The organism is Alistipes sp. 56_sp_Nov_56_25, from assembly GCF_001915285.1.
GTDB classification, from domain to species: domain Bacteria; phylum Bacteroidota; class Bacteroidia; order Bacteroidales; family Rikenellaceae; genus Alistipes; species Alistipes shahii.
This window is the reverse complement of the sequence record NZ_MNQF01000019.1, coordinates 1-21,565: the sequence shown is the minus strand read 5'-3', so window position 1 is coordinate 21,565 and position 21,565 is coordinate 1. Positions and strand designations below refer to the sequence as shown.

Genomic DNA, 21,565 nt, shown 5'->3' with positions numbered 1-21,565 from the left:
CTATTTTTTGTTTTTGACTACCTGCGCCATCATCACGGCCTCGCAGGCGAGCGTCTCGCCGACGAACGCCTTGGCCTCCACGAGGGCGACGCCCCGGCGGATGGGTTCCAGCAGGTGGATTTCGAATTGCAGCGTGTCGCCCGGAACGACCTTGCGCTTGAATTTCACGCCGTCGATCTTCATAAAGTAGGTCGAGTAGTTCTCCGGGTCGGGGACGTTGCTCAGGACCATGATGCCGCTGCACTGCGCCATGGCCTCGACGATCAGCACGCCCGGCATCACCGGCTCCTCGGGGAAGTGGCCCACGAAGAACGGTTCGTTCATCGTCACGTTCTTGATGCCCGCCACGGACGAGGAATCGCAGTGGAAAATGCGGTCCACCAGCAGGAACGGCGGACGGTGGGGCAGCATGCGGCGGATGTCGTTGATGTCGTAGAGCGGCGGCTTACGGCAGTCGTAGGTGTAGCGGGGTTTCTCGCCTCCGCGGCGGATGGTCTGCTTGAGCTGCTTCATAAACTCCGTGTTGGCGAAGTGTCCCGGGCGGGTGGCCCAGACGCGGCCCTTGATCCGTACGCCCAGCAGCGCGAAGTCGCCCAGCAGGTCGAGCAGCTTGTGGCGCGCCAGCTCGTTGTTGCAGCGCAGTTCGAGGTTATTGAGGTAGCCCGCCTTGATCTCGATGTCGGGCTTGTTGAAGACCTTCTTGAGCTTGTCCAGCTGTTCGTCGGGCACGGGGTTTTCCACCACCACGATGGCGTTGTCCAGGTCGCCGCCCTTGATCAGGTTCATGTTGATCAGCGGCTCCAGCTCGTGCAGGAAGACGAACGTGCGGCAGGGCGAAATTTTTCGGGCGAAGTCGTCGCCGGGGTTGAAGGTGGCGTACTGGTTGCCGATGACCTTCGAATTGTAGTCCACGTGCACCGAGACGGAGAATTCGTCGTCGGGGTAGAGGATGATCGCCACGCCCTTCTCGGGGATCGTGTAGACCATCTTTTCGGTCACGTGGTAGAACTGCCGCTCGGCGTCCTGATCCGCCAGTCCGGTCTCGGTGATGGCCCGGGCGTATTCGCGGGCCGAGCCGTCCATGATGGGGGTCTCGGGGGCGTCGATGTCGATCACGGCGTTATCCACGCCGAGGGTCCAGAGCGCCGACATGATGTGCTCGATGGTGTGCACGCGGTGGCCGCCGGCTTCGACGGTCGTGCCGCGCGAAGTGTCTACGACGTTGTCGCACAGGGCGGGAATTATGGGTTGTCCTTCGAGGTCGGTGCGGCGGAATACGATTCCGGTTCCGGCCTCGGCGGGATTCACGGTCATGGTAACTTTGACGCCCGTATGCAGGCCCTTTCCCGAGAATGAGATCGGCGCCTTCAGCGTTTGTTGTTTGGTTGACATAAGCGGTGTTTCTATATATTTGCGCGCAAAGATAGGAAATTTTCGGTAAAAAACGCTACTTTTGCTCAAAATTCCGATACACCGCAATGACTGAAACACCCCGTGACGACAAACCGAAACCCGCCCGCAGGCCGCGTATCAAACTGCCCTTCGACAACCGCAGGGAGGATGTGGGGTCGTGGACCTACGACCATCGTATCGGCCTGTGTGTCACGTTGATCGCCTATCTGGCGCTGATGATCGTCTTCGTCTCGTCGAAGATCGTCGTGGGCCGGCGCACGCACCAGCAGGGCATGTATATCGACCTTCAGACGCTGGCCGAAATGGAGCAGGAGCGCGACCGCCTGGAGCGCGAGGAGCGCGAGCGCCAGCGGCAGGAGGAGATCGACTGGCGGAGCATCCGCAACCAGGCGTCGAACGAAAACGCCCTGAACGAGAAGCTCCGCGACGACCGCGGGACCAACGCTGCGGCGCTGAACGAGGCGGCGGCCGAGGCCGAGGCGCGGATGCGCGCCAACCGCGAGGCCTACGAGCAGGGGCTTGCCGAGGAGCGGGCCATCCGCGAACGCCGCGGGAAGGAGGACGGCGCGGAACGTCAGGACCGCAAGGTCAAGGGGCGCGTCACGGTGTCGTTCTCGATTACCGATCCCGTGCGCACGTCGCGTTATCTGGAGGTCCCGGCCTATCTGTGCGAGGGCGGGGGCGACGTGACGGTTTCGGTCACGGTGGACCGTGCGGGCAAGGTGACCGGCGCGCGCGTCACCGAGGGCGGCGACGACTGCATGCGCGAGTCGGCCCTGCGCGCCGCCCGCAATTCGTTGTTCAACATCGACGACTCGGCGCCCGCCCGTCAGACGGGAACCATCACTTATATCTTCATTCCCCAATGATTTCGGATGATTGCGGCCTGCCTGCCGCACATCCTGGGGCATATCCAATCCGATCTGACGGGGCATCTCGAGCGTTGTCCGTTCGGAATTTTGCCGCTTGTTGGCCGGCAGTCGACCGCGGGCGGAAGCCGCGGAAGACGTTTCCCGGCAAAAAGAAGGCCTTTTTGGGGTCGGCTCTGTGTCGGGAAAATCGGCTTTTTTTATGGATAATTTCGGCTTCGGCCGCGGATTTGTCCGAAAAAAACGTAACTTTGTAGCCGACGTAATTTTCCGAACCGTTAGATGCGTAAACTGCTTTTCATCGTGCTGGCCTTCACGGCGTGCCTGCTCTTTCCGGAGGGCGGCGACGGTGCGTGCATCCGGCAGCAGGCGCCCTCTGCGGCCTTCTCGGCGGGCGATATGCACACCGACGAGTGGCAGTGCGAGCGTACGTACAATTCGGATCTGAACCACCAACCCCGTGTGCTCCGGGAGGCGGAATCCTGCCCGGCGCAGCCTTCGTTCCGTTACGGCGACCGGCAAGTTCCGGCCGAACGCGCCGTCGTGCGCGGCGCCGCTTCGTGGGGCTGTGGTACGGGAGTTGCCAAGTTAACCGCTGCGTTCCAAACCTTCGATCTCTCCGCCGGACCGCATGCCGTGGATTACTATGTCTACCGGCTGCGGCGGCTCATTATTTAGCGTACGGTATTTCCCGAACGGTTCGCCGTTCTGTTTGCCTGAAATACGAACGTCTGATAATGAAAGAGATATGGATAAGATTAAAATTTGCGAGGCGATGTACGCCTTGCCCGGGGAGGTTGTGGTGCGCCGCCGCAAATCCCTCGTACTGCCTGCCGCGCTGCTTGCGGCCGGCGTGGCGATACTGGTTCTGAATCACGTTTACGGAGCCTCGATGACCAACAACCTCCGCTCGTCGGCGGTGTTCATCGGCGGTTCGCTGGCCCTGGCGGGGATGATCACGCTCGCGGCGCGCTTTTTCAGCGCCGAGGGCGCGCCCTACTACCGTGCCGGACGCAGTTACCTGCGCTACGACGAACTTTACTTCGAGCGTTCCCAGAGCCGCGATGTGGTGGCCCTCGTGGCGGAAGGCAATGTGGAGCGGCTGCTGGCAATGCCCCATGCGCGGGTTCCGGCGGTCTCCGTGGCCATGTACCGTACGCCCGACAACCGCTTCGCCGCCATGCAGGCCTTCGAGTACGCGGACCTGGAATACCGGCCGCTGACCCGGTTGCAGATCAGCCCGCAGAAAGAGGGGGCTTGCGAGGCGTAGGGTTCGTCGCTGCGCTCCGGGACCGGAACTGCGCCCGCTGAATTTTGGATACGAAAAAACAGATTGGACAGATGATAGACATCAGTGGTGAAAATGTAGTATTGGTCGGTGCGTTGCTGCTCTTCGTGGCGGTGATGGCCGGCAAGGTCGCTTACCGCTTCGGCGCCCCCGCGTTGCTGCTCTTTCTGGGGGTCGGCATGTTGTTCGGGCTGAATTTCATTTCGTTCCGTTCGGTCGAAATGACGCAGTTCGTCGGTATGATCGCACTGTGCATCATCCTCTTCACGGGCGGTATGGACACCTCCTTTCAGGAGATAAAGCCGATCATCGGGCCGGGCGTCATGCTGGCCACGGTGGGAGTGGTTATGACGGCCATGGTGCTGGCGGGCTTCGTCTGGCTCGTCGCTCCGTGGCTCGATCTGGAGATCTCCTTCGCGCTGGCGCTGCTGCTGGCCGCCACGATGTCCTCGACCGACTCGGCGTCGGTCTTCTCGATCCTGCGAAGCAAGAAGCAGGGTCTCAAACAGCATCTCCGTCCGCTGCTGGAGCTGGAGAGCGGCTCGAACGACCCGATGGCCTACATGCTTACGATCCTGCTGATCGGCGTGGTCACCAACTCCCAGGGCGGGGGCGGTCTGGGCATGAGCGCCCTCTATTTCGTGGTGCAGCTGGTCGTCGGCACGCTTTCGGGTTACCTGATCGGGCGGCTGGCTGTGTGGACGATCAACAAGATCAACCTGGCCAACCACTCGCTCTACTCGGTGCTGCTGCTGGCCTTCATCTTCTTCGCCTTCGCCTTCACGGACCTCGTCAAGGGCAACGGTTACCTGGCGGTTTACCTCGCGGGTCTGGTCGTGGGCAACCATAAGCTGGCGCAGAAACGCTCGCTGACGGTCTTCTTCGACGGTTTCACGTGGCTCATGCAGATCGTGATGTTCCTCACGCTGGGACTTTTCGTCAACAGCGACGAACTGCTGCGTCCCGAGGTGCTGATCCTCGGCGGTGCGGTCGGCGCGTTTATGATCCTCGTGGCGCGTCCCGTCACGGTTTTCGCCTGCCTGCTGCCGTTCCGGCGCTTCACGACCAAGGCGCGTCTCTACGTTTCGTGGGTGGGCCTGCGCGGCGCCGTGCCGATCCTGTTCGCCATCTACCCGATGATGGCGGGCGTCGAGCACGCCGAGCTGCTGTTCAACGTGGTCTTCCTCTCGACGATCATCTCGCTTCTGGTGCAGGGCACGACCGTGAGCGGCATGGCCAATCTGCTGGGGCTGGCCTACGAGGAGCGCGAATCGGCCTTCAACGTCGAGATGCACGAGGAGATGAAGTCGGCGCTGACGGAGGTCGAGGTCAACGAGAACCTGCTCGCCAGCGGCCATACGCTCAAGGACATCACCCTGCCCGAGAATACGCTGGTGATGATGGTCTGCCGCGACGGGGAGTACTTCGTGCCGCAGGGGAAGACGGAACTCAAGCTGGGCGACAAGCTGCTGGTTATTTCGGACCGCAGCGAGGAGCTGGCAAGCACCTATAAGGATATGGGCATCGACGACGTGATGAAGCTCGGGTAGCTTTCAACGCTCATTGCCTGCGAATTACGGCTCGGGACGCATCCTGTGCCGTGCCTCCCTCCGGCGGATTTCCGCCCGAATCTCCGGCGATTCTGTCGCCGGGGATTCTTTTTTTTTGCCCGTTCTGTTCCGTATGTCGGCGATTTTTTGTACCTTGAACCGTGAAAAGGAGATTTTCGCTCTGAAATCCGAACCGGAATCCGGAGCGTCTCTTCGTTTCGGTTTACGACGCGTGATATGTCTTTGCGGCGTCAAACAAATAGGAAAGATTAAAAAGAAAGCCGGCATTCGGCAAAAAGTTGTACTTTTGCCCTGTTCGCGGACGCTTCCTGCGGCGGCCGGCCCCGACCATGAAACTGCTGAAACCCACATACCTGCTGCGAACCCTGCTGCTGCTCTGCGCCGTAGCGGTCGTGTCGTCCGCCTGCGAGCGGAACGAAACGCAGTCGCTGTCGGACAAACTGGACCACATGATCGCCAACCGGCAGGTTTACGACTGCCAGAAGGAGCAGCGTATCGCCGAACTGCGGCATCTGTTGAGCGTGAGCGGCCTGACTCCCGCGCAGGAGTACGAGATCAACGACAGGCTGTTCGGCGAATTCCACAAGTACAAACTCGACTCGGCCATCCGCTACATGGAGCGCAACGTCCTGCTGGCGCGTCGTCTGGGCGACCGCCGCAAGGGCTGTCTTTCGGGAATCCGCCTGGCGGAACTCTACTCGTCGACGGGCATGTCCATCGAGGCGAAGCGGATGCTGGACTCGATCGACCGCCGGTCGGTGCCCCGCGACATGCTGGCGACCTATTACAAGGCTTACAACCGTTTCTACCAGCAATACGTGGCTTTCAGCGGACAGAGACACTTCCGCGAGCTGGAGGAACGCTATCAGGATTCGGTGATCATGTTTGCCGACACGGTTTCGGTGCGTTACAAGCTCGACCGGCTCTACCAGATGAGCCGCCGCAACCAGTCGCACGAAATGGAGGTCCGGCTGCTCGGGTTTCTGAACAGCCTCGAACCCGATTCGCAGCTCTACGCCGAGTGCGCCTATTCGGTGGGCAGTTTCTACCGCCGCCGCGGGGACGACTGGCTGGCGCGGAAGTACTACATGCTGTCGGCGATGACCGACATCCGGAACTCCACGAAGGAGAACGCCGCCTTCCAGGCGCTCGCGACGCTTTATTACCGTCACGACGATCTTTTCCGTGCGTTCCGCTACACGCAGGCGGCCGTCGAGGACGCGCTTTTCTCCAACGTGCAGTTCCGCACGGTCCAGATGTCGGAACTTTACTCGATCATCATTGCCTCGCACCAGGCCAAAGAGTCCCGCACCAAACACAAGCTGCAACATTATCTGGTGCTGATCAGCGTGCTGTCGGCGGTGCTGGTGCTGCTGTTCGTCTACCTGTACAAGCAGCTTCGCAGGGTCTACCGCATCAAGGAGGAGCTTTCGCAGACCAATGCGAAGCTGGCCCGGCTCAACGAGGAGCTGGGCGAGAAGAACGAGCAGCTGTCGGACTCCAATGCCGTCAAGGTGCAGTACATCGCGCGGTTCTTCGACCTTTGCTCCATGTACATCGACAAAATGGACGATTACCGCAAGTCGCTCAAGAAGCTGGCCCAGGACCGGAAGTTCGACGAACTCAACAGACGGCTCAAATCGACCTCGATGCTCGAGGACGAGCAGGACGAACTCTACAAGAATTTCGACGCCATCTTCCTGAACCTCTATCCGTCGTTCGTCGAGGACTTCAACGCCCTGCTGACCGAGGACGAGCGGATCGTGCTCAAGCAGGAGGACCTGCTGAACAAGGAGCTGCGGATTTACGCCCTGCTGCGTCTGGGCATCACCGACAGCGTGAAGATCGCTTCGTTCCTGCGCTGTTCGCTTTCGACCGTCTATAACTACCGGACCAAGGTGCGCAACAAGGCGGCCATCTCGCGCGAGGAGTTCGAAAAGATGGTTATGAAGATCGGAACGGCCCATAAAACGGACGTCTGACCATTCCAGATCGTCTACATTTTTCGGGTTGTTTCAGAATGTAATATATTGTTAATTAGAGATATGGTTCGAATTGGGTTCTACATTTTCCGCTTCAGTTTTCAAACCGAAGGTTATTCGGGCTAATTTTGTAATCGAGGTGGTGCGCCTGCCGGTATTTTCCTTCGGAAACGGGAGGCGCGGCGCTGAACCTAACTTTTAACCGACCTTATTGACTACACGATGAATCCTGTAAAAGTTGGCCTTATCGGCTTCGGCAGAATGGGAGGTTTCTACCTCGACGAGATGCAGAAAAGCGGCAGGTGGGACGTTGCGTACATCTGCGACGTCTGCGCCGAATCGCGGGACCTGGCGCGCAAGCTGGCCCCCGGGGCGAAGGTTGTGGATGACGAACAGGTTATTTTCGACGATCCCGAAGTGCAGGTCGTGGGGCTGTTCGCTCTGGCCGACTCGCGCAAATCGCAGATCGAGCGGGCTTTCGCCGCGGGCAAGCACGTCATCGCTGAAAAACCCATTTCCGACAGTATCGAAAACGAATGGCAGGCCGTCGAGCTGGCCGAGAACACGCCCTTGTTCTCGACGGTGAACCTCTACCTGCGCAACTCCTGGTATCACAATACGATCAAAGATTTCATCGCCCAGGGCGAGATCGGCGAACTGGCCATCATCCGGGTCTGCCACATGACTCCGGGACTGGCTCCGGGCGAGGGCCACGAATACGAAGGTCCCGCGTTCCACGACTGCGGCATGCACTACGTGGACATCGCACGCTGGTATGCCCAGTCGGAATTCAAGACCTGGAATGCCCAGGCCGTGCGGATGTGGAACTACAAGGACCCCTGGTGGCTGCAATGCCACGGCACGTTCGAGAACGGCGTGGTGTTCGACATCACCCAGGGGCATGTCTACGGCCAGCTGGCCCAGACCCAGACCCATAATTCCTATGTGGACATCATCGGCACGAAGGGCATCGCACGCATGACGCACGATTTCAAGACGGCGATCGTCGAGCTGCACGGCGTGACGCAGACCCACCGCCTCATCCAGCCCTACGGGGGCAAGAACATCGACACCCTTTGCAAGCTCTTCGCCGAGTCGATCGAGACGGGCCGCCGCAGCGAGGCGCTCCCGGAGTTCCGCGACGCGGCGCTGGCCTCGGAGTACGCCTGGCGGTTCCTGCGCGACGCGCGGGAGCACGACCTCCCGGCCATCGGGGAACTGGAGACCCTGCGGCATATCCGCGAACGCCGCCGCACGATGAAGGACGGCTACGGCCTGCTGCGCAAACACGCATGACAATCGCATAACCCTAAAACTACCTGAACTTATGAATCATCTGTTATTTATCGGCGTGGGACAAATCGTCATCATCGCGCTTGTCGTGCTGCTGCTGTTCGGCGGCACGAAGATCCCGGAATTGATGAAGGGCCTCGGCAAAGGCTACAAGATCTTCAAGGACGAGGTCGACAACATCGAAAAGAACATCAAATAACCTCAATACTAACTCAAATTAAACCTCGAAACGATGGCAAAAGAAATGTCAAGAAGAACGTTCCTGAAGCAGGGAGCGGCTGCCGCGATCGGTTTAGCGGTCGTACCCAGCACGGTTCTGGGTAAGAAGTTCGGCTACACGGCCCCCAGTGACAAACTCAACATCCTGGGCGTCGGCGTCGGCGGACGCGGCGCTTCGGTGCTGAAGGGCCTGGAGAGCCAGAACATCATCGGCCTGTGCGATGTCGACTGGAAATACGCCGACCACATTTTCAAACGTTATCCTGCGGCCAAGAAGTTCAACGACTACCGCAAGATGTACGACGAGATGCTCAAGTCGGCCGATGCCGTGATGGTCGCTACGGCGGACCACACGCACGCCATCATCGCCGCCGACGCCATCACCGCCGGCAAGCACGTATATTGCGAAAAACCGCTGACCCACACCGTCTACGAGTCGCGCCTGCTGACCAAGCTGGCCGACAAGTACAAGGTGGCCACGCAGATGGGCAACCAGGGCGCATCGGCCGAAGGCGTGCGCAAGGTCTGCGAATGGATCTGGAACGGCGAGATCGGCGAGGTGCGCCGCGTGGACACCTTCACCGACCGTCCCATCTGGCCGCAGGGCCTGGCGCGTCCCGAGGAGGATATGCGCATCCCCAAGACGATGAACTGGGACGCCTTCATCGGTCCGGCTCCCTATCGTCCCTACAACGCCGCCTATACGCCGTGGAACTTCCGCGGATGGTGGGATTTCGGTACGGGTGCGCTGGGCGACATGGCCTGCCATATCCTGCACCCCGTGTTCAAGGGCCTGAAACTGGGCTATCCGACCAAGGTGGAGGGCAGCTCGACGCTGCTGCTGAACGAGTCCGCTCCCTCGGCACAGCGCGTGAAGTTCATCTTCCCGGCCCGCGACAACATGCCGAAGGTGGCCATGCCCGAAGTCGAGGTGCACTGGTACGACGGCGGCCTGATGCCGGAGCGTCCCGCAGGGCTTCCCGCCGGCAAGAACCTGAACGTGAGCGGCGGCGCCGCCATCTTCTACGGTACGAAGGACACGCTGATCTGCGGCTGCTACGGCAAGGACCCCTATCTGGTTTCGGGCCGTGTTCCCGAGGCTCCGAAGGTGCTGCGCGAGATCACCGAGTCGCACCAGATGGACTGGGTGCGCGCCTGCAAGGAGGACGCCGACGACCGCGTGCTTTCGGCATCGGACTTCAGCGAAGCCGGACCGTTCAACGAAATGGTCGTTATGGGCGTGCTGGCAGTCCGCCTCCAGGGCCTCAATCAGGTGCTGGAGTGGGACGGTCCGAACATGCGTTTCACGAACATCCCGGACGACGCCATGATCAAGACGGTCATCAAGGACGGCTTCCACATCAAGGACGGACACCCGACCTTCGACAAGACCTGGACCGATCCCGTGAACGCACAGCAGTTCGCCCAGGAGCTGATCAAACACACCTACCGCGACGGCTGGGCGCTTCCCGCCATGCCGCGTTGATTAACTAACCTGTCCGTAAAACTTTAAAAAAACAGAAAGAATATGAAAAAGACCCTTTTATTCTCGGTATGCGCGGCTCTGACCGCATCGTTGGTTTCGTGCGGCGGCCCCGGCGGCAAGGCCAAGACGGCTGAAACGGCCGATGCCAAAACCGCCAAGAAAGCTGTTCCCGAATACACCGTTGTCGACAACGCACAGGTGGACCTCGCCTCGTTCCCGCAGGACAAGGACGGTTACTACGTGATTTTCGACGGCAAGACGCTCAACGGCTGGCGCGGCTACGGCAAGGACAAGGCTCCTTCGCGCTGGACGGTGGAGGATGGCGCCATCAAGTTCAACGGCTCGGGCGGCGGCGAGGCCCAGACGGGCGAGGGCGGCGACCTGATCTTCGCCAAGAAGTTCAAGAACTTCGAGCTGGAGATGGAGTGGAAGGTTTCGAAGGGCGGCAACTCGGGCATCTTCTACCTGGCCCAGGAGGTTACGACCCAGAAGGACGGCAAGACCAAGTACGAGCCGATCTACATCTCGTGCCCCGAGTATCAGGTGCTCGACAACACCAACCATCCCGATGCCAAGCTGGGTGTCGACGGCAACCGCCAGTCGGCGTCGCTCTACGACATGATCCCCGCCGTTCCGCAGAACCAGAATCCCTTCGGCGAGTGGAACAAGGCCAAGATCATGGTTTACAAAGGCACGGTCGTACACGGCCAGAACGACAAGAACGTCGTGGAGTACCACCTGTGGACTCCCCAGTGGACCGAGATGCTGGAGAACAGCAAGTTCAGCTCCGAGAAGTGGCCTCTGGCGTTCGAGCTGCTGAACAACTGCGGCGGTGAGAACCACGAAGGCTACATCGGCCTTCAGGACCACGGCGACGACGTCTGGTTCCGCAATATCCGTGTCAAGATTCTCGATTAAGGGCTTCTTACGATGAGAAAAAGGCTATTCGCAGTCATCTGCGTCCTCCTCGCTCTGGCGATGCTCCCCGGCGGAGCATCCGCCAAAGCGAAGAAAGCCCCGAAGAAGGACATCGGTATCCAGCTCTATTCGGTGCGCAGCCTGATCGGGGTTTTCGGCAAGAGCCAGGGCGATTACAAACCCGTCCTGAAACAGCTCGCCGACATGGGCTACACTTCGGTCGAGGCCGCCAGCTACAAGGACGGAATGCTCTACGGGCAGACTCCCGAGCAATTCCGCAAGGATGTCGAGGATGCCGGTATGCGGGTGATTTCCACGCACTGCACGCTCAACCTCTCCGACGAGGAGCTGGCGAGCGGCGATTTCTCGAAGGCCCTCGCTTGGTGGGATGAGTGCATCGCGGCGCACAAGGCCGCCGGTGCGGAATATATCGTGGTCCCCTCGATGCGTAAGATTTCGACGCTCAAGGATTTGCAGACCTACTGCCGCTATTTCAACGAGGTGGGTGCGCGCTGTGCGGCCGCCGGCATGAAGTTCGGCTACCACAACCACTCGCGCGAGTTCGAGAAGATCGAGGATAAGGTTATGCTGGACTACATGCTCGAAAACACCGATCCCGACAAGGTGCTGTTCGAAATGGACGTCTACTGGACCGTGATGGGCAAGGCCAGCCCGGTGGACTACTTCAAGAAGTATCCGGGTCGTTTCCGGCTCCTGCACATCAAGGACCGTCGTGAGATCGGCCAGAGCGGCATGGTGGGCTTCGACGCCATCTTCGCCAACGCGCGGGAAGCCGGCGTGGAGAACATCATCGTCGAGATCGAAGGTTCGAGCTACAACGACATCGTGCGCAGCGTCCGCGAATGCGCCGATTACCTGCTCGAAGCGCCTTTCGTCACGGCTTTTTTCCGGGACAAATAACGCCTTCCGGCAGCGTTGCGCATATCCGGCCGTCCCTTGCGGACGGCCGGATATTTCGTTTTGTCGTTTTTGGCTGCCGCCGTGGTTTTTCCGCTGAATTATCGCTAATGTTGCGGGTGGAGGCCGGCACGGATGCTTTTGTGTCGTTTATGCCGGATGCGGCCGATACGGGCGGAAACATACACTGAAAAACGGGACCATCGAAAGATGGTCCCGTTTTTATGGTGGAGAATACGAGATTCGAACTCGTGACCTCTTGCATGCCATGCAAGCGCTCTAGCCAGCTGAGCTAATCCCCCTTGTTGTGGGTGCAAAGATAATCGGATTTTTTTATTTCCACAATTTTCGGCCCGAAAAATCGGCTCCGGAATTGAACTTTTTTCGAAAAAACATCCCGAAGCTCTTCGGAACGCTTCCGGAAGCCCGTCGCTGAAGGGTTTCTCCGACATCTGGGCCTCGGCCGAGAACATCAGCCATTGGGACATCGGGCTGGCTGGAGGGGTGCTGATTGCCAAACCCGGGAACCGGGCGATGATCTATGCCGCCACGACGCTCGACAACGGACGCAGATGAAGCGGCAGGGTGCGGCATACGGCATGGCTGGCAGTCCGGTGATCGCCAATATGCAGCGCCTGCTGGAGAATATCGTCCGCAAATCGGCCAATGTCTATTGATTCCCGGTTGCGGGGGGCTTCCACCTGCCGAAACCCCTCTCTCCTGCCGAAACGAACGGCGGACCCCGGGAAAGGGTCCGCCGTTTCGTTGTCCGGATGCCGGCTTCCCGGCTGCGGGGCTATTCCACCTCCCAGGTGGCTCCCGAGCGGAGCAGGTCGTCCACGCAGTGAATTTTGCTCGTGGCTTTGACCTCCTCGACCTGCTTCTCCACGGCGCGGTCGTAGACCGAGTCGTCCTCGACCGAGCGGATTACGCCCAGCGCTACCGGGTAGTCGGGGTATTTCATCGCCGCCAGCATCGAGTGCAGCGTGGTGTCGCGCTCGTGGGCGTCGTGTGTCAGCACGTCGTCCAGCGTGTAGCCGTCCTGGCCCACGGTCACCACCTTGAGTTTCATGTTCTCGAACACGATGCCCTTTTCGTTGTTGGCGCCGAAGAGCATCTTCTCTCCGTGGCGCAGCGTCACCGTGCGTTCGGCGCGCGTGGCCTTGTCGGCTGCGAAGTCGGCGTGGGTCTTATCGTTGAAAATCACGCAGTTCTGCAACGCTTCGATCACCGACATGCCCGTATGTCTGGCCGCGGCGATCATGCACTCCTTCGAGAGGGCGACCTCCATGTCGATCGTGCGGGCGAAGAACGTGCCCTTGGCGCCGATGACCAGTTCGCCGGGGTTGAACGGCTTCTCGACCGTTCCGTAGGGCGAGGTCTTGGTGATCTTGCCCAGCTTCGAAGTGGGGGAGTACTGGCCCTTCGTGAGGCCGTAAATCTCGTTGTTGAACAGGATGACGTTGAGGTCCACGTTGCGGCGGATGGCGTGGATGAAGTGGTTGCCGCCGATGGCCAGCGAGTCGCCGTCGCCGGTGGTGACCCACACCGAGAGGCGCGGGTTGGCCGTCTTGACGCCCGTCGCCACGGCGTTGGCGCGCCCGTGCACGGAGTGGAACCCGTAGGTCTTCATGTAGTAGATGAACCGCGACGAGCATCCGATGCCCGACACGAACGTGAACAGGTTGTGGGGCGTGTCGAGCGCGTCGGCGATTTCGGGCAGCGCGCGCTGCACGGCGCTCAAAATCGCGTGGTCGCCGCATCCGGGACACCAGCGTACCTCCTGGTCGCTCTTGAAATCCGCAGGGGTGTATTTGTAGTCTGCCATGGTTACTTCAGTAAGGATTCGAATTTCTGTTTAAGTTCTGCGACCGTGAAGGGCAGTCCCTCGCACTTGTTGTACTGTTCGTAGGGGAACTCCTGGAAGTTCTGGCGCAGATAGGCCGCGAACTGTCCTTCGTTCAGCTCGCAGACGACGATCCTGCGGAACTTCGCGAAGATGTCGCGCACCCCCTTCGGCAGCGGGTTGATGTAGTTGAAATGGCACAGCGAGACCTTTTTGCCCTCGCGGCGCATTTCGTCCACGGCGTTTTGCAGGTGGCCGCGCGTGCCGCCCCAGCCTACGACCAGCAGGTCGCCTTCCGCATCGCCCCAGACGGCCTGTGCGGGAATGTCGTCGGCGACTTTGGCCACCTTCGCCGCGCGGGTGTCGGTCATCTTCTGGTGGTTGGCCGGGTCGTGCGAGATGCAGCCCTTCACGCAGTCCTTCTCCAGTCCGCCCACGCGGTGCTCCAGACCCACTTTGCCGGGGAACGCCCAGCCGCGGGCCAGTTTTTCGTTGCGCACATAGGGCATGAACCCTCCTTCGGGAGCCTTGTCCACGATCGGGGGCTGAATGGCGGGGTAGTCCTTCATCTCGGGAATCCGCCACGGCTCGGAGCCGTTGGCGATGAATCCGTCGGTCAGCAGGATCACGGGCGTCATGTGCTCCATGGCCAGGCGTCCGGCTTCGAAGGCGTAGTGGAAGCAGTCGCTGGGCGACGATGCCGCCACGACGATCACCGGGCACTCGCCGTTACGGCCGTAAAGCGCCTGCTGGAGGTCGCTCTGCTCGGTTTTCGTCGGCAGGCCCGTCGAGGGTCCTCCGCGCTGTACGTCCACCACGACCAGCGGCAGTTCGGTCATCACCGCCAGTCCCAGCGCTTCGCTCTTGAGCGACAGTCCGGGGCCCGAGGTGGTCGTCACGGCGAAATTGCCCGCGAAGGCCGCGCCGATGGCCGTGCAGATGCCGGCTATCTCGTCCTCGGCCTGCACGGTCTTCACCCCGAGGTCCTTGCGTTTGGCCAGTTCTTCGAGGATCACCGTGGCCGGGGTGATCGGGTACGAACCGCAGAAGAGCGGCAGGCCCGCCTTCTCGGCCGCGGCGCAGAGTCCCCACGCCGTGGCGACGTTGCCGTTGATCGACCGGTAGGTGCCCTTTTCGCGGGGAGCCGGAGCCACGGTGTAGTTGTTGGCGAACTGGTGGGTGTTTGCGGCGTAGTTATAGCCTGCCGCTATGGCCAGCTTGTTGGCCTGGGCCACGGCGGGATTTTTCTTGGCGAATTTCCCGTCGAGGTATTTGAGTGCGTAATCCTCCGGACGGTCGAACAGCCAGAAGCAGATGCCCAGTGCGAACATGTTCTTGCACTTGACGACGGCCTTGTTGTCGAGTCCGGTCTCTTTCAGCGCCTCGCGCGTCATGGAGGTGATGTCGGGAACGACGACGTTGTATTCGTCGAGCTTGAGTTCTGCCAGCGGATCGAGGGTTGCGAATCCCGCCTTCTTGAGATGTTCTTCGGTGATCGAATCGCCGTCGAGGATGACCGTCGCGCCCGGCTTGAGCCACTTTCGGTTGGCCTTGAGCGCCGCGGGGTTCATCGCCACCAGCACATCGCAGTAGTCACCGGGATTCAGCTCGCGGTGGTCGCCGAAATGGACCTGGAAGCCCGAAACGCCCGCAACGGTTCCCTGCGGGGCGCGGATTTCGGCGGGGTAGTCGGGGAAGGTCGAGATGCCGTTTCCCAACAGCGCCGAAGTGTCGGAAAAGAGCGTGCCCGTGAGCTGCATGCCGTCGCCCGAATCGCCCGAAAAGCGGATCACGACGTCCTGCAACTCCCGCACTTTTGATTGTTCCATGATTTTGGTTTCAGATTATGGGTTAACAACGATTTCGCAAATATACAGTGACTGATTGGGGCAAAACGGCGAATTTGTTCGCAGTCCATGCCGAACCGATCCTGTCCGTTATGCAAATATATTAAATAAATTGTCATATCGGACTTTTTCGGGCGATTTTTTAGTTTTCCGTTCCGTGTCTGTCGGTTTTTTGCGTCCCGGATTGCTAATTCGCTGTAATTCAAAAGATAACTTTTTGTTGCGATCGTCGCTGAAAAACCTTTTCGGACTCCGTTCTTTCGGATGCGCTCCGCATGCCGCCGGAATTTCGGGCCGAAAAGCGGCGATCCGGACGATTTTTTTCATTCCGGTGCGGTTTCCTCGTTCTTTTGGGCTACTTTTGCAGTTTCAAATTCAGATTTTAAGAATGATTACAGTTTCGAATTTAGAGGTACAATACGGAAAACGGGTTCTTTTCAAGGATATCAATCTCAAATTCACCCCGGGCAACTGCTACGGTGTGATCGGGGCCAACGGGGCGGGGAAGTCCACGTTCCTCAAAGTGCTCAGCGGCGAGGTGACCCCGTCGCGGGGCAACGTGGCCTTCGGCCCGGGCGAACGCCTGTCGGTGCTCAAGCAGGACCACTTCGCCTATGACGGGTTTACGGTCCTCGACACGGTTCTGATGGGGCATCAGCCGCTGTGGGAGACGATGAAGGAGAAGGAGGCGTTGTACGCCAAGCCCGACTTTTCGGAGGAGGACGGTCTCCGGGCCGGGGAGCTGGAGGAGCGGTTCGCGGAGATGCAGGGCTGGAACGCCGAGAGCGACGCCGCCAACCTGTTGAGCAGCCTCGGGGTCCGGGAAGCCCTGCACGGCCAGCTGATGCGCGATTTGAGCGCCAAGGAGAAGGTGCGCGTGCTGCTGGCGCAGGCCCTGTTCGGCAAACCCGACAACCTGCTGCTCGACGAGCCGACCAACGACCTCGACCGGACGACGATCGCGTGGCTGGAGAACTACCTGTCGAATTACGAAAACACGGTGCTGGTCGTCTCGCACGACCGCCACTTCCTCGATTCGGTGTGCACGCATACGGTCGATATTGATTACAGCGACATCAACCTTTTCTCGGGCAATTACAGCTTCTGGTACGAATCGAGCCAGCTCGCCCTGCGCCAGCAGCAGAACCAGAACAAGAAGGCCGAGGAGAAGAAAAAGGAATTGCTGGAATTCATCCAGCGGTTCAGCGCCAACGTCGCCAAGTCGAAGCAGACGACTTCGCGCCGGAAGATGCTCGAACGGCTCAACATCGAGGAGATCAAGCCCTCGATGCGCAAATACCCGGGCATCATCTTCCAGCCCGAACGCGAGGCGGGCACGAAGATCCTCGGGGTCGACGAGTTGAGCAAGACGGTGAACGGCGAACGGCTTTTCAGCGACGTCAGCTTCACGGTCGAGAAGGGCGACAAGATCGCCTTCCTGGCGCGCGATCCGCGTGCCGTGTCGGCGCTGTTCGACATTCTGGTCGGCGACGACAAGGCCGATTCGGGCGTCGTCGAGTGGGGCACGACGATCAATTACGCCTACCTTCCGCTCAACAACGCCCCCTGGTTCGAGAGCCAGCTCTCGATCGTCGACTGGCTGGCGCAGTTCTCGTCCGACACCTCGGAGCTCTATTTGAGGGGGTATCTGGGCAAGATGCTCTTCAGCGGCGAGGAGATTTACAAGAAGGTCAGCGTCCTCTCCGGCGGCGAGAAGGTGCGCTGCATGGTGGCGAAGATGATGATCCAGCAGCCCAATACGCTCGTGCTGGACTCTCCGACCAACCACCTCGACCTCGAATCCATCCAGGCGTTCAACAACTCGCTGATCAATTTCAAGGGCAACGTGCTGATGAGTTCGCACGACCACGAATTCGTCAATACGGTCGCCAACCGCATCATCGAACTCACGCCCAACGGCATGGTCGACCGTTATATGGAGTACGACGACTACATCACCGACGAGGTCGTCGCCCGGCGTCTGGAGGCCCTCTGGGCCTGAAACGCGCGGCATGCCGGCCCTGAAAACGAAAACAGCCCCCGCTTCGGTTAGCGGGGGCTGTTTCATGCGGAGGTGTGCGGAACCTACTGCGGCTGCTTGCCGATGTAGGCCAGAATGCCGCCGTCGACGTAGAGGATGTGTCCGTTGACGAAATCCGAAGCGTCCGATGCGAGGAACACGGCGGGTCCCATCAGGTCTTCGGGCGTGCCCCAGCGTGCCGCGGGGGTCTTGGCCACGATGAACGAATCGAACGGGTGGCGCGATCCGTCGGCCTGACGCTCGCGCAGCGGTGCGGTCTGGGGCGTCGCGATGTAACCCGGGCCGATGCCGTTGCACTGGATGTTGTATTCGCCGTACTCCGAAGCGATGTTGCGGGTCAGCATCTTCAGTCCGCCTTTGGCTGCGGCGTAGGCCGAGACGGTCTCGCGGCCCAACTCCGACATCATCGAGCAGATGTTGATGATCTTGCCCTTGCCCTTCTTGATCATCGAGGGGATGACGGCCTTCGAGACGATGAACGGGCCGTTGAGGTCGATGTCGATCACCTGGCGGAACTCCGCGGCGGTCATCTCGACCATCGGGATGCGCTTGATGATGCCGGCGTTGTTGACGAGGATGTCCACGATGCCGACCTCTTTTTCGATCTGCGCCACCATGGCGTTCACCTGCTCCTCGCTGGTCACGTCGCAGACGTAGCCTTTGGCCTCGATGCCCTCGGCCTTGTAGGCGGCCAGGCCTTTGTCCACCAGCTCCTGTTTGATGTCGTTGAAGACGATTTTTGCGCCCTGACGTGCGAAAGCCGTTGCCAGTGCGAATCCGATGCCGTAAGAGGCGCCCGTCACGAGCGCGACCTTACCTTCCAGTGAAAAGTTTACCATAATTTTGAATTATGAATTTTGAATTATGAATTATGAATTATTTCAGATCGGTTATTTTCGAAAAATCCTGGTCGCCGTAGTCGAGGTTCTCGCCGCCCATGCCCCAGATGAAGGTGTAGTTGTGCGTGGCTGCGGCGCTGTGGATCGACCATTCGGGCGAGAGCACGGCCTGATCGCCCTTCATCCAGATGTGGCGCGTCTCGTCGACTTCGCCCATGAAGTGGCACACGGCCTGGTCCTCGGGCACTTCGAAATAGAAATAGGCCTCCATGCGGCGCGAGTGCACGTGTGCGGGCATCGTGTTCCACACGCTTCCGGGCAGCAGCTCGGTCATGCCCATCTGCAACTGGCAGGTCGGCAGCACCTGGTTCACGAGCATCTTGTTGATGTTGCGGTCGTTCGACCCTTCGAGCGAACCCATGTGGGCCACCACGGCGTCGGCTTTGGTGACCTTCTTGTCGGGGTAGTTGCGGTGTGCGGTCAGCGAGTTGAAATAGAATTTGGCGGGATTCCCGGCGTCCTCGCTCGCGAAGGTCACCTCGCGGTCGCCCGAACCGAGGTAGAGGGCCTCCTTGTAGCCGAGTTCGAACACGGCGTCGCCGGCCTTCACCACGCCGGGGCCTCCGACGTTGTAGATGCCCATTTCGCGGCGCGTGAGGAAGAACGGAGCCTTCAGCGGGTCGATGGCTTCGAGGCGGAGCGTCTCGGCGACAGGCATGGCGCCTCCGACGACCATGCGGTCGTACATCGAGTAGACCATGTTGACCTCGTCGGCCGTGAATACCTTTTCGATCAGGAAATCGCGGCGCAGACGCGCCGTGTCGTAGCTTTTCGCATCCTCGGGATGCGCCGCATAGCGGATTTCGTAATTGGTTTTCATAGTTATAATTGTTGCATTCGTTGTATTCCGGAACGGCGGGCCGCAGCCCGGAGTTTGACACGGTCGAAATTGGCGAACCAATTCGACCTTTGCAAAGATAATAAAAAATCCGGAATTGGTTACCCAAAACCGGATTTTATTTGCGCAGCTTTGTCCGATTGCGTTTTTTCGCCCCTTCGGTCTGCCTCCGCTGTTTCTGCTAACGGATCGAGTTCATCCTGATGCTCGCCTTCACGAGCGCGATGGCGCGGATGCGCGAGATCTCCACGTCCTTGTCGGCGTGGTGCTGGTTCTGGCTCACGAGCTTCACGTAGCCTGCGCGGTCGGATTTCTGAATGTACTTCACCGTCACGTACTCCTCGCCGTCGATGTCGATCGACAGCAGGTACATGTCGCCCCAGAAGATGTCGTTTATGTCGCGCAGCTGCTTGTACAGCACGATGTCGCCGCTCTTGAGCAGCGGGTACATCGAGTCGCCGACGATATAGATCGCCCCGTCGCATTTCGGGAGGTTGGGAATGTGGATGAAGTTGACGGGCTTGCTCTGCGCCTGGTCGGTGAACAGCGGGACCAGGCCCGCCGTGCCCTCGATCGAGTAGAGGGGGACGCTTTGCAGCGGCAGCGAGTTGTCCGTGCGGTGCATGTAGGCCGTCAGATCGGGTTCGGCGTTGAACATGTTGCCCTTGCCGGTTTCGAGCCAGTCGGGATTGACGTTCAATTCCTGAACCAATATGTTGCGGTTGCGCGCCGAAAGCCCCGCCTTGCCGGTTTCAATCATCGACAGCGCCGCTTTGCCGATTCCAAGTCGTTGTGCCAGTTGCTCTTGTGTCATGCCGAGCTGCTTGCGTATCAGTTTTACCCGTTCGTTCATCGCTTTGTTATCGGAATTATTTATATAAAATATTTGAACTTTATTGCAGAAAATTCAAATTTTGAACTTATCTTTGTTCTGCAAAGTTAAACAATTTATTCTCTTCTGCAAACTCTTTTGCGAAAAAACGATTAATTATCAATGATGTATTCGGTTTCATCGGAACTTTACCTTGAAGTGGCCGCGCGTCTTGCGGAGGCCATCGGCGGGGGAAGTTACTTTTCAGGCTCGCTCACGTTTCCTTTCGGCGATATGGAGTGCCGGCTCACGGCCTCGGTGATCGTCTACCGGCGACGCGAGCGGCTCCCCGAGGGCGACCGGGACGCGATTGCGGACCTGGTTCCCGTCTGGTGGGAGTTTCACACCGTCCGCAGCGACGGCGAAGCGCTGAACGACTTCTCGTTTTCCGAGGTGCGCGCGCTCCTCTGACCTGCCGCCGCGCTCCGGCCCTCCTTCCCCGGCACGGCGCTGCCGCCGGAGCGCACCCCGACAAAAAACCTGCCCGCCGCGGCGCCGCGCATGGGTTTTTCAAAAAATTTCAGTAAAATGCTCAAACCAACCGAACCGACCTCTGCGGAGCGCTCCTCCGCAGAGGTTTTCGTAACCGGCGGGAACGCCTCTCCGGATGCTCCCGCGTGCGATGCCGTATTTGCGGGCTTTCCGCTGTTTTCCGGCGGCTCGCCGTTTCCCGAGGGGCTGGTGCTTCCGGACGACGCGCCGCCGGCCGCGCCCCCGTCCTTCGCCGATTTCGCCCTCGGGGTCTATCCCTTTCTCGAATTCGAACCCTTTCACCGGGCCTATTACCGGGTGCTGGAGGCCTTTGCCGCGGGGCGCGTCCGGCGGCTGATCGTCACCATGCCGCCCCAGCACGGCAAGAGCGTCGGGGCCACGACCCTGCTCCCGGCCTACGTGCTGGGACTCGACCCCGACTGCCGGGTGGCGATCGCCTCCTACTCGGGGACGCTGGCCTCGAAGTTCAACCGCCGCGTGCAGCGCATCCTCGAATCGCAGGAATACGCGGCCTTTTTTCCGGACACCTCCATCAAGCGGGGGGCGAAACCGCCCGGCTACATCCGCACGGCCGACGAGGTCGAGATCATCGGCCGCCGGGGCGGGCTGCTCTCCGTCGGCCGCGAAGGGTCGCTGACGGGTAATCGCGTGGACTGCTTTGTTTTGGACGATTTATACATATAGTAATCAATTTTGTCGCAGATTAACAAAAAAACGTTAAATTTGCGCTAAAGATTGATTGACAGCGTTATGGAAAAATCGAAAAGAGTAGTC

Annotated in this window: 20 protein-coding genes and 1 tRNA gene; 13 read left to right on the top strand and 8 right to left on the bottom strand. The window is 59.8% G+C overall.

Going from position 1 to position 21,565, the window contains the following annotated elements:
- Entirely contained in the window at positions 1–1,392 is a 1,392-nt protein-coding gene (locus tag BHV64_RS06700; RefSeq protein ID WP_015545756.1) for a bifunctional UDP-3-O-[3-hydroxymyristoyl] N-acetylglucosamine deacetylase/3-hydroxyacyl-ACP dehydratase, read from the bottom strand.
- An 86-nt stretch (positions 1,393–1,478) separates the two neighbouring features.
- On the opposite strand from BHV64_RS06700, the gene BHV64_RS06695 reads away from it, so the two are divergent.
- The 10 genes from BHV64_RS06695 (at position 1,479) to BHV64_RS06650 (ending at position 11,960) form a co-directional block, all read left to right on the top strand.
- Positions 1,479–2,282 carry a TonB family protein gene (locus tag BHV64_RS06695; RefSeq protein ID WP_217727703.1) on the top strand — a complete coding sequence of 268 codons (804 nt, stop codon included), beginning with the start codon at positions 1,479–1,481 and terminating at the stop codon, positions 2,280–2,282.
- Between the two features lie 282 nt (positions 2,283–2,564).
- Positions 2,565–2,960 carry a hypothetical protein gene (locus BHV64_RS06690; RefSeq protein WP_138265631.1) on the top strand — a complete coding sequence of 132 codons (396 nt, stop codon included), beginning with the start codon at positions 2,565–2,567 and terminating at the stop codon, positions 2,958–2,960.
- A gap of 70 nt (positions 2,961–3,030) precedes the next feature.
- Entirely contained in the window at positions 3,031–3,552 is a 522-nt protein-coding gene (locus BHV64_RS06685) for a hypothetical protein (protein WP_229028765.1), read from the top strand.
- A 71-nt stretch (positions 3,553–3,623) separates the two neighbouring features.
- Complete coding sequence (locus BHV64_RS06680) at positions 3,624–5,120, top strand: potassium/proton antiporter (RefSeq protein WP_195580188.1); 1,497 nt, start codon at positions 3,624–3,626, stop codon at positions 5,118–5,120.
- 350 nt (positions 5,121–5,470) lie between these two features.
- Entirely contained in the window at positions 5,471–7,123 is a 1,653-nt protein-coding gene (locus tag BHV64_RS06675; protein ID WP_015545761.1) for a DUF6377 domain-containing protein, read from the top strand.
- Positions 7,124–7,345: 222 nt separating this feature from the next.
- Positions 7,346–8,419 (top strand): Gfo/Idh/MocA family protein, encoded by a 1,074-nt coding sequence (locus BHV64_RS06670; RefSeq protein WP_288115669.1) that lies wholly within the window; start codon positions 7,346–7,348, stop codon positions 8,417–8,419.
- Positions 8,420–8,450: 31 nt separating this feature from the next.
- The gene (locus BHV64_RS06665) at positions 8,451–8,615 is read left to right on the top strand and encodes a Sec-independent protein translocase subunit TatA/TatB (protein ID WP_015545763.1); all 165 of its coding nucleotides are present in this window, start codon (positions 8,451–8,453) and stop codon (positions 8,613–8,615) included.
- A gap of 33 nt (positions 8,616–8,648) precedes the next feature.
- Positions 8,649–10,121 carry a Gfo/Idh/MocA family protein gene (locus tag BHV64_RS06660; protein ID WP_171024694.1) on the top strand — a complete coding sequence of 491 codons (1,473 nt, stop codon included), beginning with the start codon at positions 8,649–8,651 and terminating at the stop codon, positions 10,119–10,121.
- Between the two features lie 42 nt (positions 10,122–10,163).
- A complete protein-coding gene (locus tag BHV64_RS06655; RefSeq protein WP_015545765.1) occupies positions 10,164–11,039 on the top strand; it encodes a 3-keto-disaccharide hydrolase in 876 nt (291 codons plus the stop codon).
- Between the two features lie 12 nt (positions 11,040–11,051).
- Complete coding sequence (locus tag BHV64_RS06650) at positions 11,052–11,960, top strand: sugar phosphate isomerase/epimerase family protein (protein WP_217727702.1); 909 nt, start codon at positions 11,052–11,054, stop codon at positions 11,958–11,960.
- 222 nt (positions 11,961–12,182) lie between these two features.
- Here BHV64_RS06650 and BHV64_RS06645 read toward each other — a convergent pair.
- The 4 genes from BHV64_RS06645 to BHV64_RS06630 form a co-directional block, all read right to left on the bottom strand.
- Positions 12,183–12,259: transfer RNA gene (locus BHV64_RS06645), tRNA-Ala, on the bottom strand.
- 494 nt (positions 12,260–12,753) lie between these two features.
- Entirely contained in the window at positions 12,754–13,785 is a 1,032-nt protein-coding gene (locus tag BHV64_RS06640; RefSeq protein ID WP_022061532.1) for a 2-oxoacid:ferredoxin oxidoreductase subunit beta, read from the bottom strand.
- Between the two features lie 2 nt (positions 13,786–13,787).
- Positions 13,788–15,632: a 2-oxoacid:acceptor oxidoreductase subunit alpha gene (locus BHV64_RS06635; RefSeq protein WP_044053912.1), complete on the bottom strand. Its 1,845-nt coding sequence runs from the start codon at positions 15,630–15,632 to the stop codon at positions 13,788–13,790.
- A 108-nt stretch (positions 15,633–15,740) separates the two neighbouring features.
- Complete coding sequence (locus BHV64_RS06630) at positions 15,741–15,977, bottom strand: hypothetical protein (RefSeq protein ID WP_195580183.1); 237 nt, start codon at positions 15,975–15,977, stop codon at positions 15,741–15,743.
- Positions 15,978–16,038: 61 nt separating this feature from the next.
- On the opposite strand from BHV64_RS06630, the gene BHV64_RS06625 reads away from it, so the two are divergent.
- Entirely contained in the window at positions 16,039–17,652 is a 1,614-nt protein-coding gene (locus BHV64_RS06625; protein WP_015545769.1) for an ABC-F family ATP-binding cassette domain-containing protein, read from the top strand.
- An 83-nt stretch (positions 17,653–17,735) separates the two neighbouring features.
- On the opposite strand, the gene BHV64_RS06620 is transcribed toward BHV64_RS06625, so the two are convergent.
- The 3 genes from BHV64_RS06620 to BHV64_RS06610 all read right to left on the bottom strand — a co-directional run bounded on the left by BHV64_RS06620 (position 17,736) and on the right by BHV64_RS06610 (position 20,281).
- Complete coding sequence (locus BHV64_RS06620; RefSeq protein ID WP_015545770.1) at positions 17,736–18,530, bottom strand: gluconate 5-dehydrogenase; 795 nt, start codon at positions 18,528–18,530, stop codon at positions 17,736–17,738.
- 37 nt (positions 18,531–18,567) lie between these two features.
- Positions 18,568–19,410, bottom strand: coding sequence for a 5-dehydro-4-deoxy-D-glucuronate isomerase (kduI, locus tag BHV64_RS06615; protein WP_015545771.1), 843 nt, complete (start codon positions 19,408–19,410; stop codon positions 18,568–18,570).
- A gap of 199 nt (positions 19,411–19,609) precedes the next feature.
- Complete coding sequence (locus BHV64_RS06610; protein ID WP_015545772.1) at positions 19,610–20,281, bottom strand: XRE family transcriptional regulator; 672 nt, start codon at positions 20,279–20,281, stop codon at positions 19,610–19,612.
- A 141-nt stretch (positions 20,282–20,422) separates the two neighbouring features.
- On the opposite strand from BHV64_RS06610, the gene BHV64_RS06605 reads away from it, so the two are divergent.
- Both BHV64_RS06605 and BHV64_RS06600 read left to right on the top strand, forming a co-directional pair.
- Positions 20,423–20,710 (top strand): hypothetical protein, encoded by a 288-nt coding sequence (locus BHV64_RS06605; protein WP_044053913.1) that lies wholly within the window; start codon positions 20,423–20,425, stop codon positions 20,708–20,710.
- Positions 20,711–20,827: 117 nt separating this feature from the next.
- The gene (locus tag BHV64_RS06600; RefSeq protein ID WP_394799202.1) at positions 20,828–21,475 is read left to right on the top strand and encodes a hypothetical protein; all 648 of its coding nucleotides are present in this window, start codon (positions 20,828–20,830) and stop codon (positions 21,473–21,475) included.
- Positions 21,476–21,565: the final 90 nt, after the last annotated feature.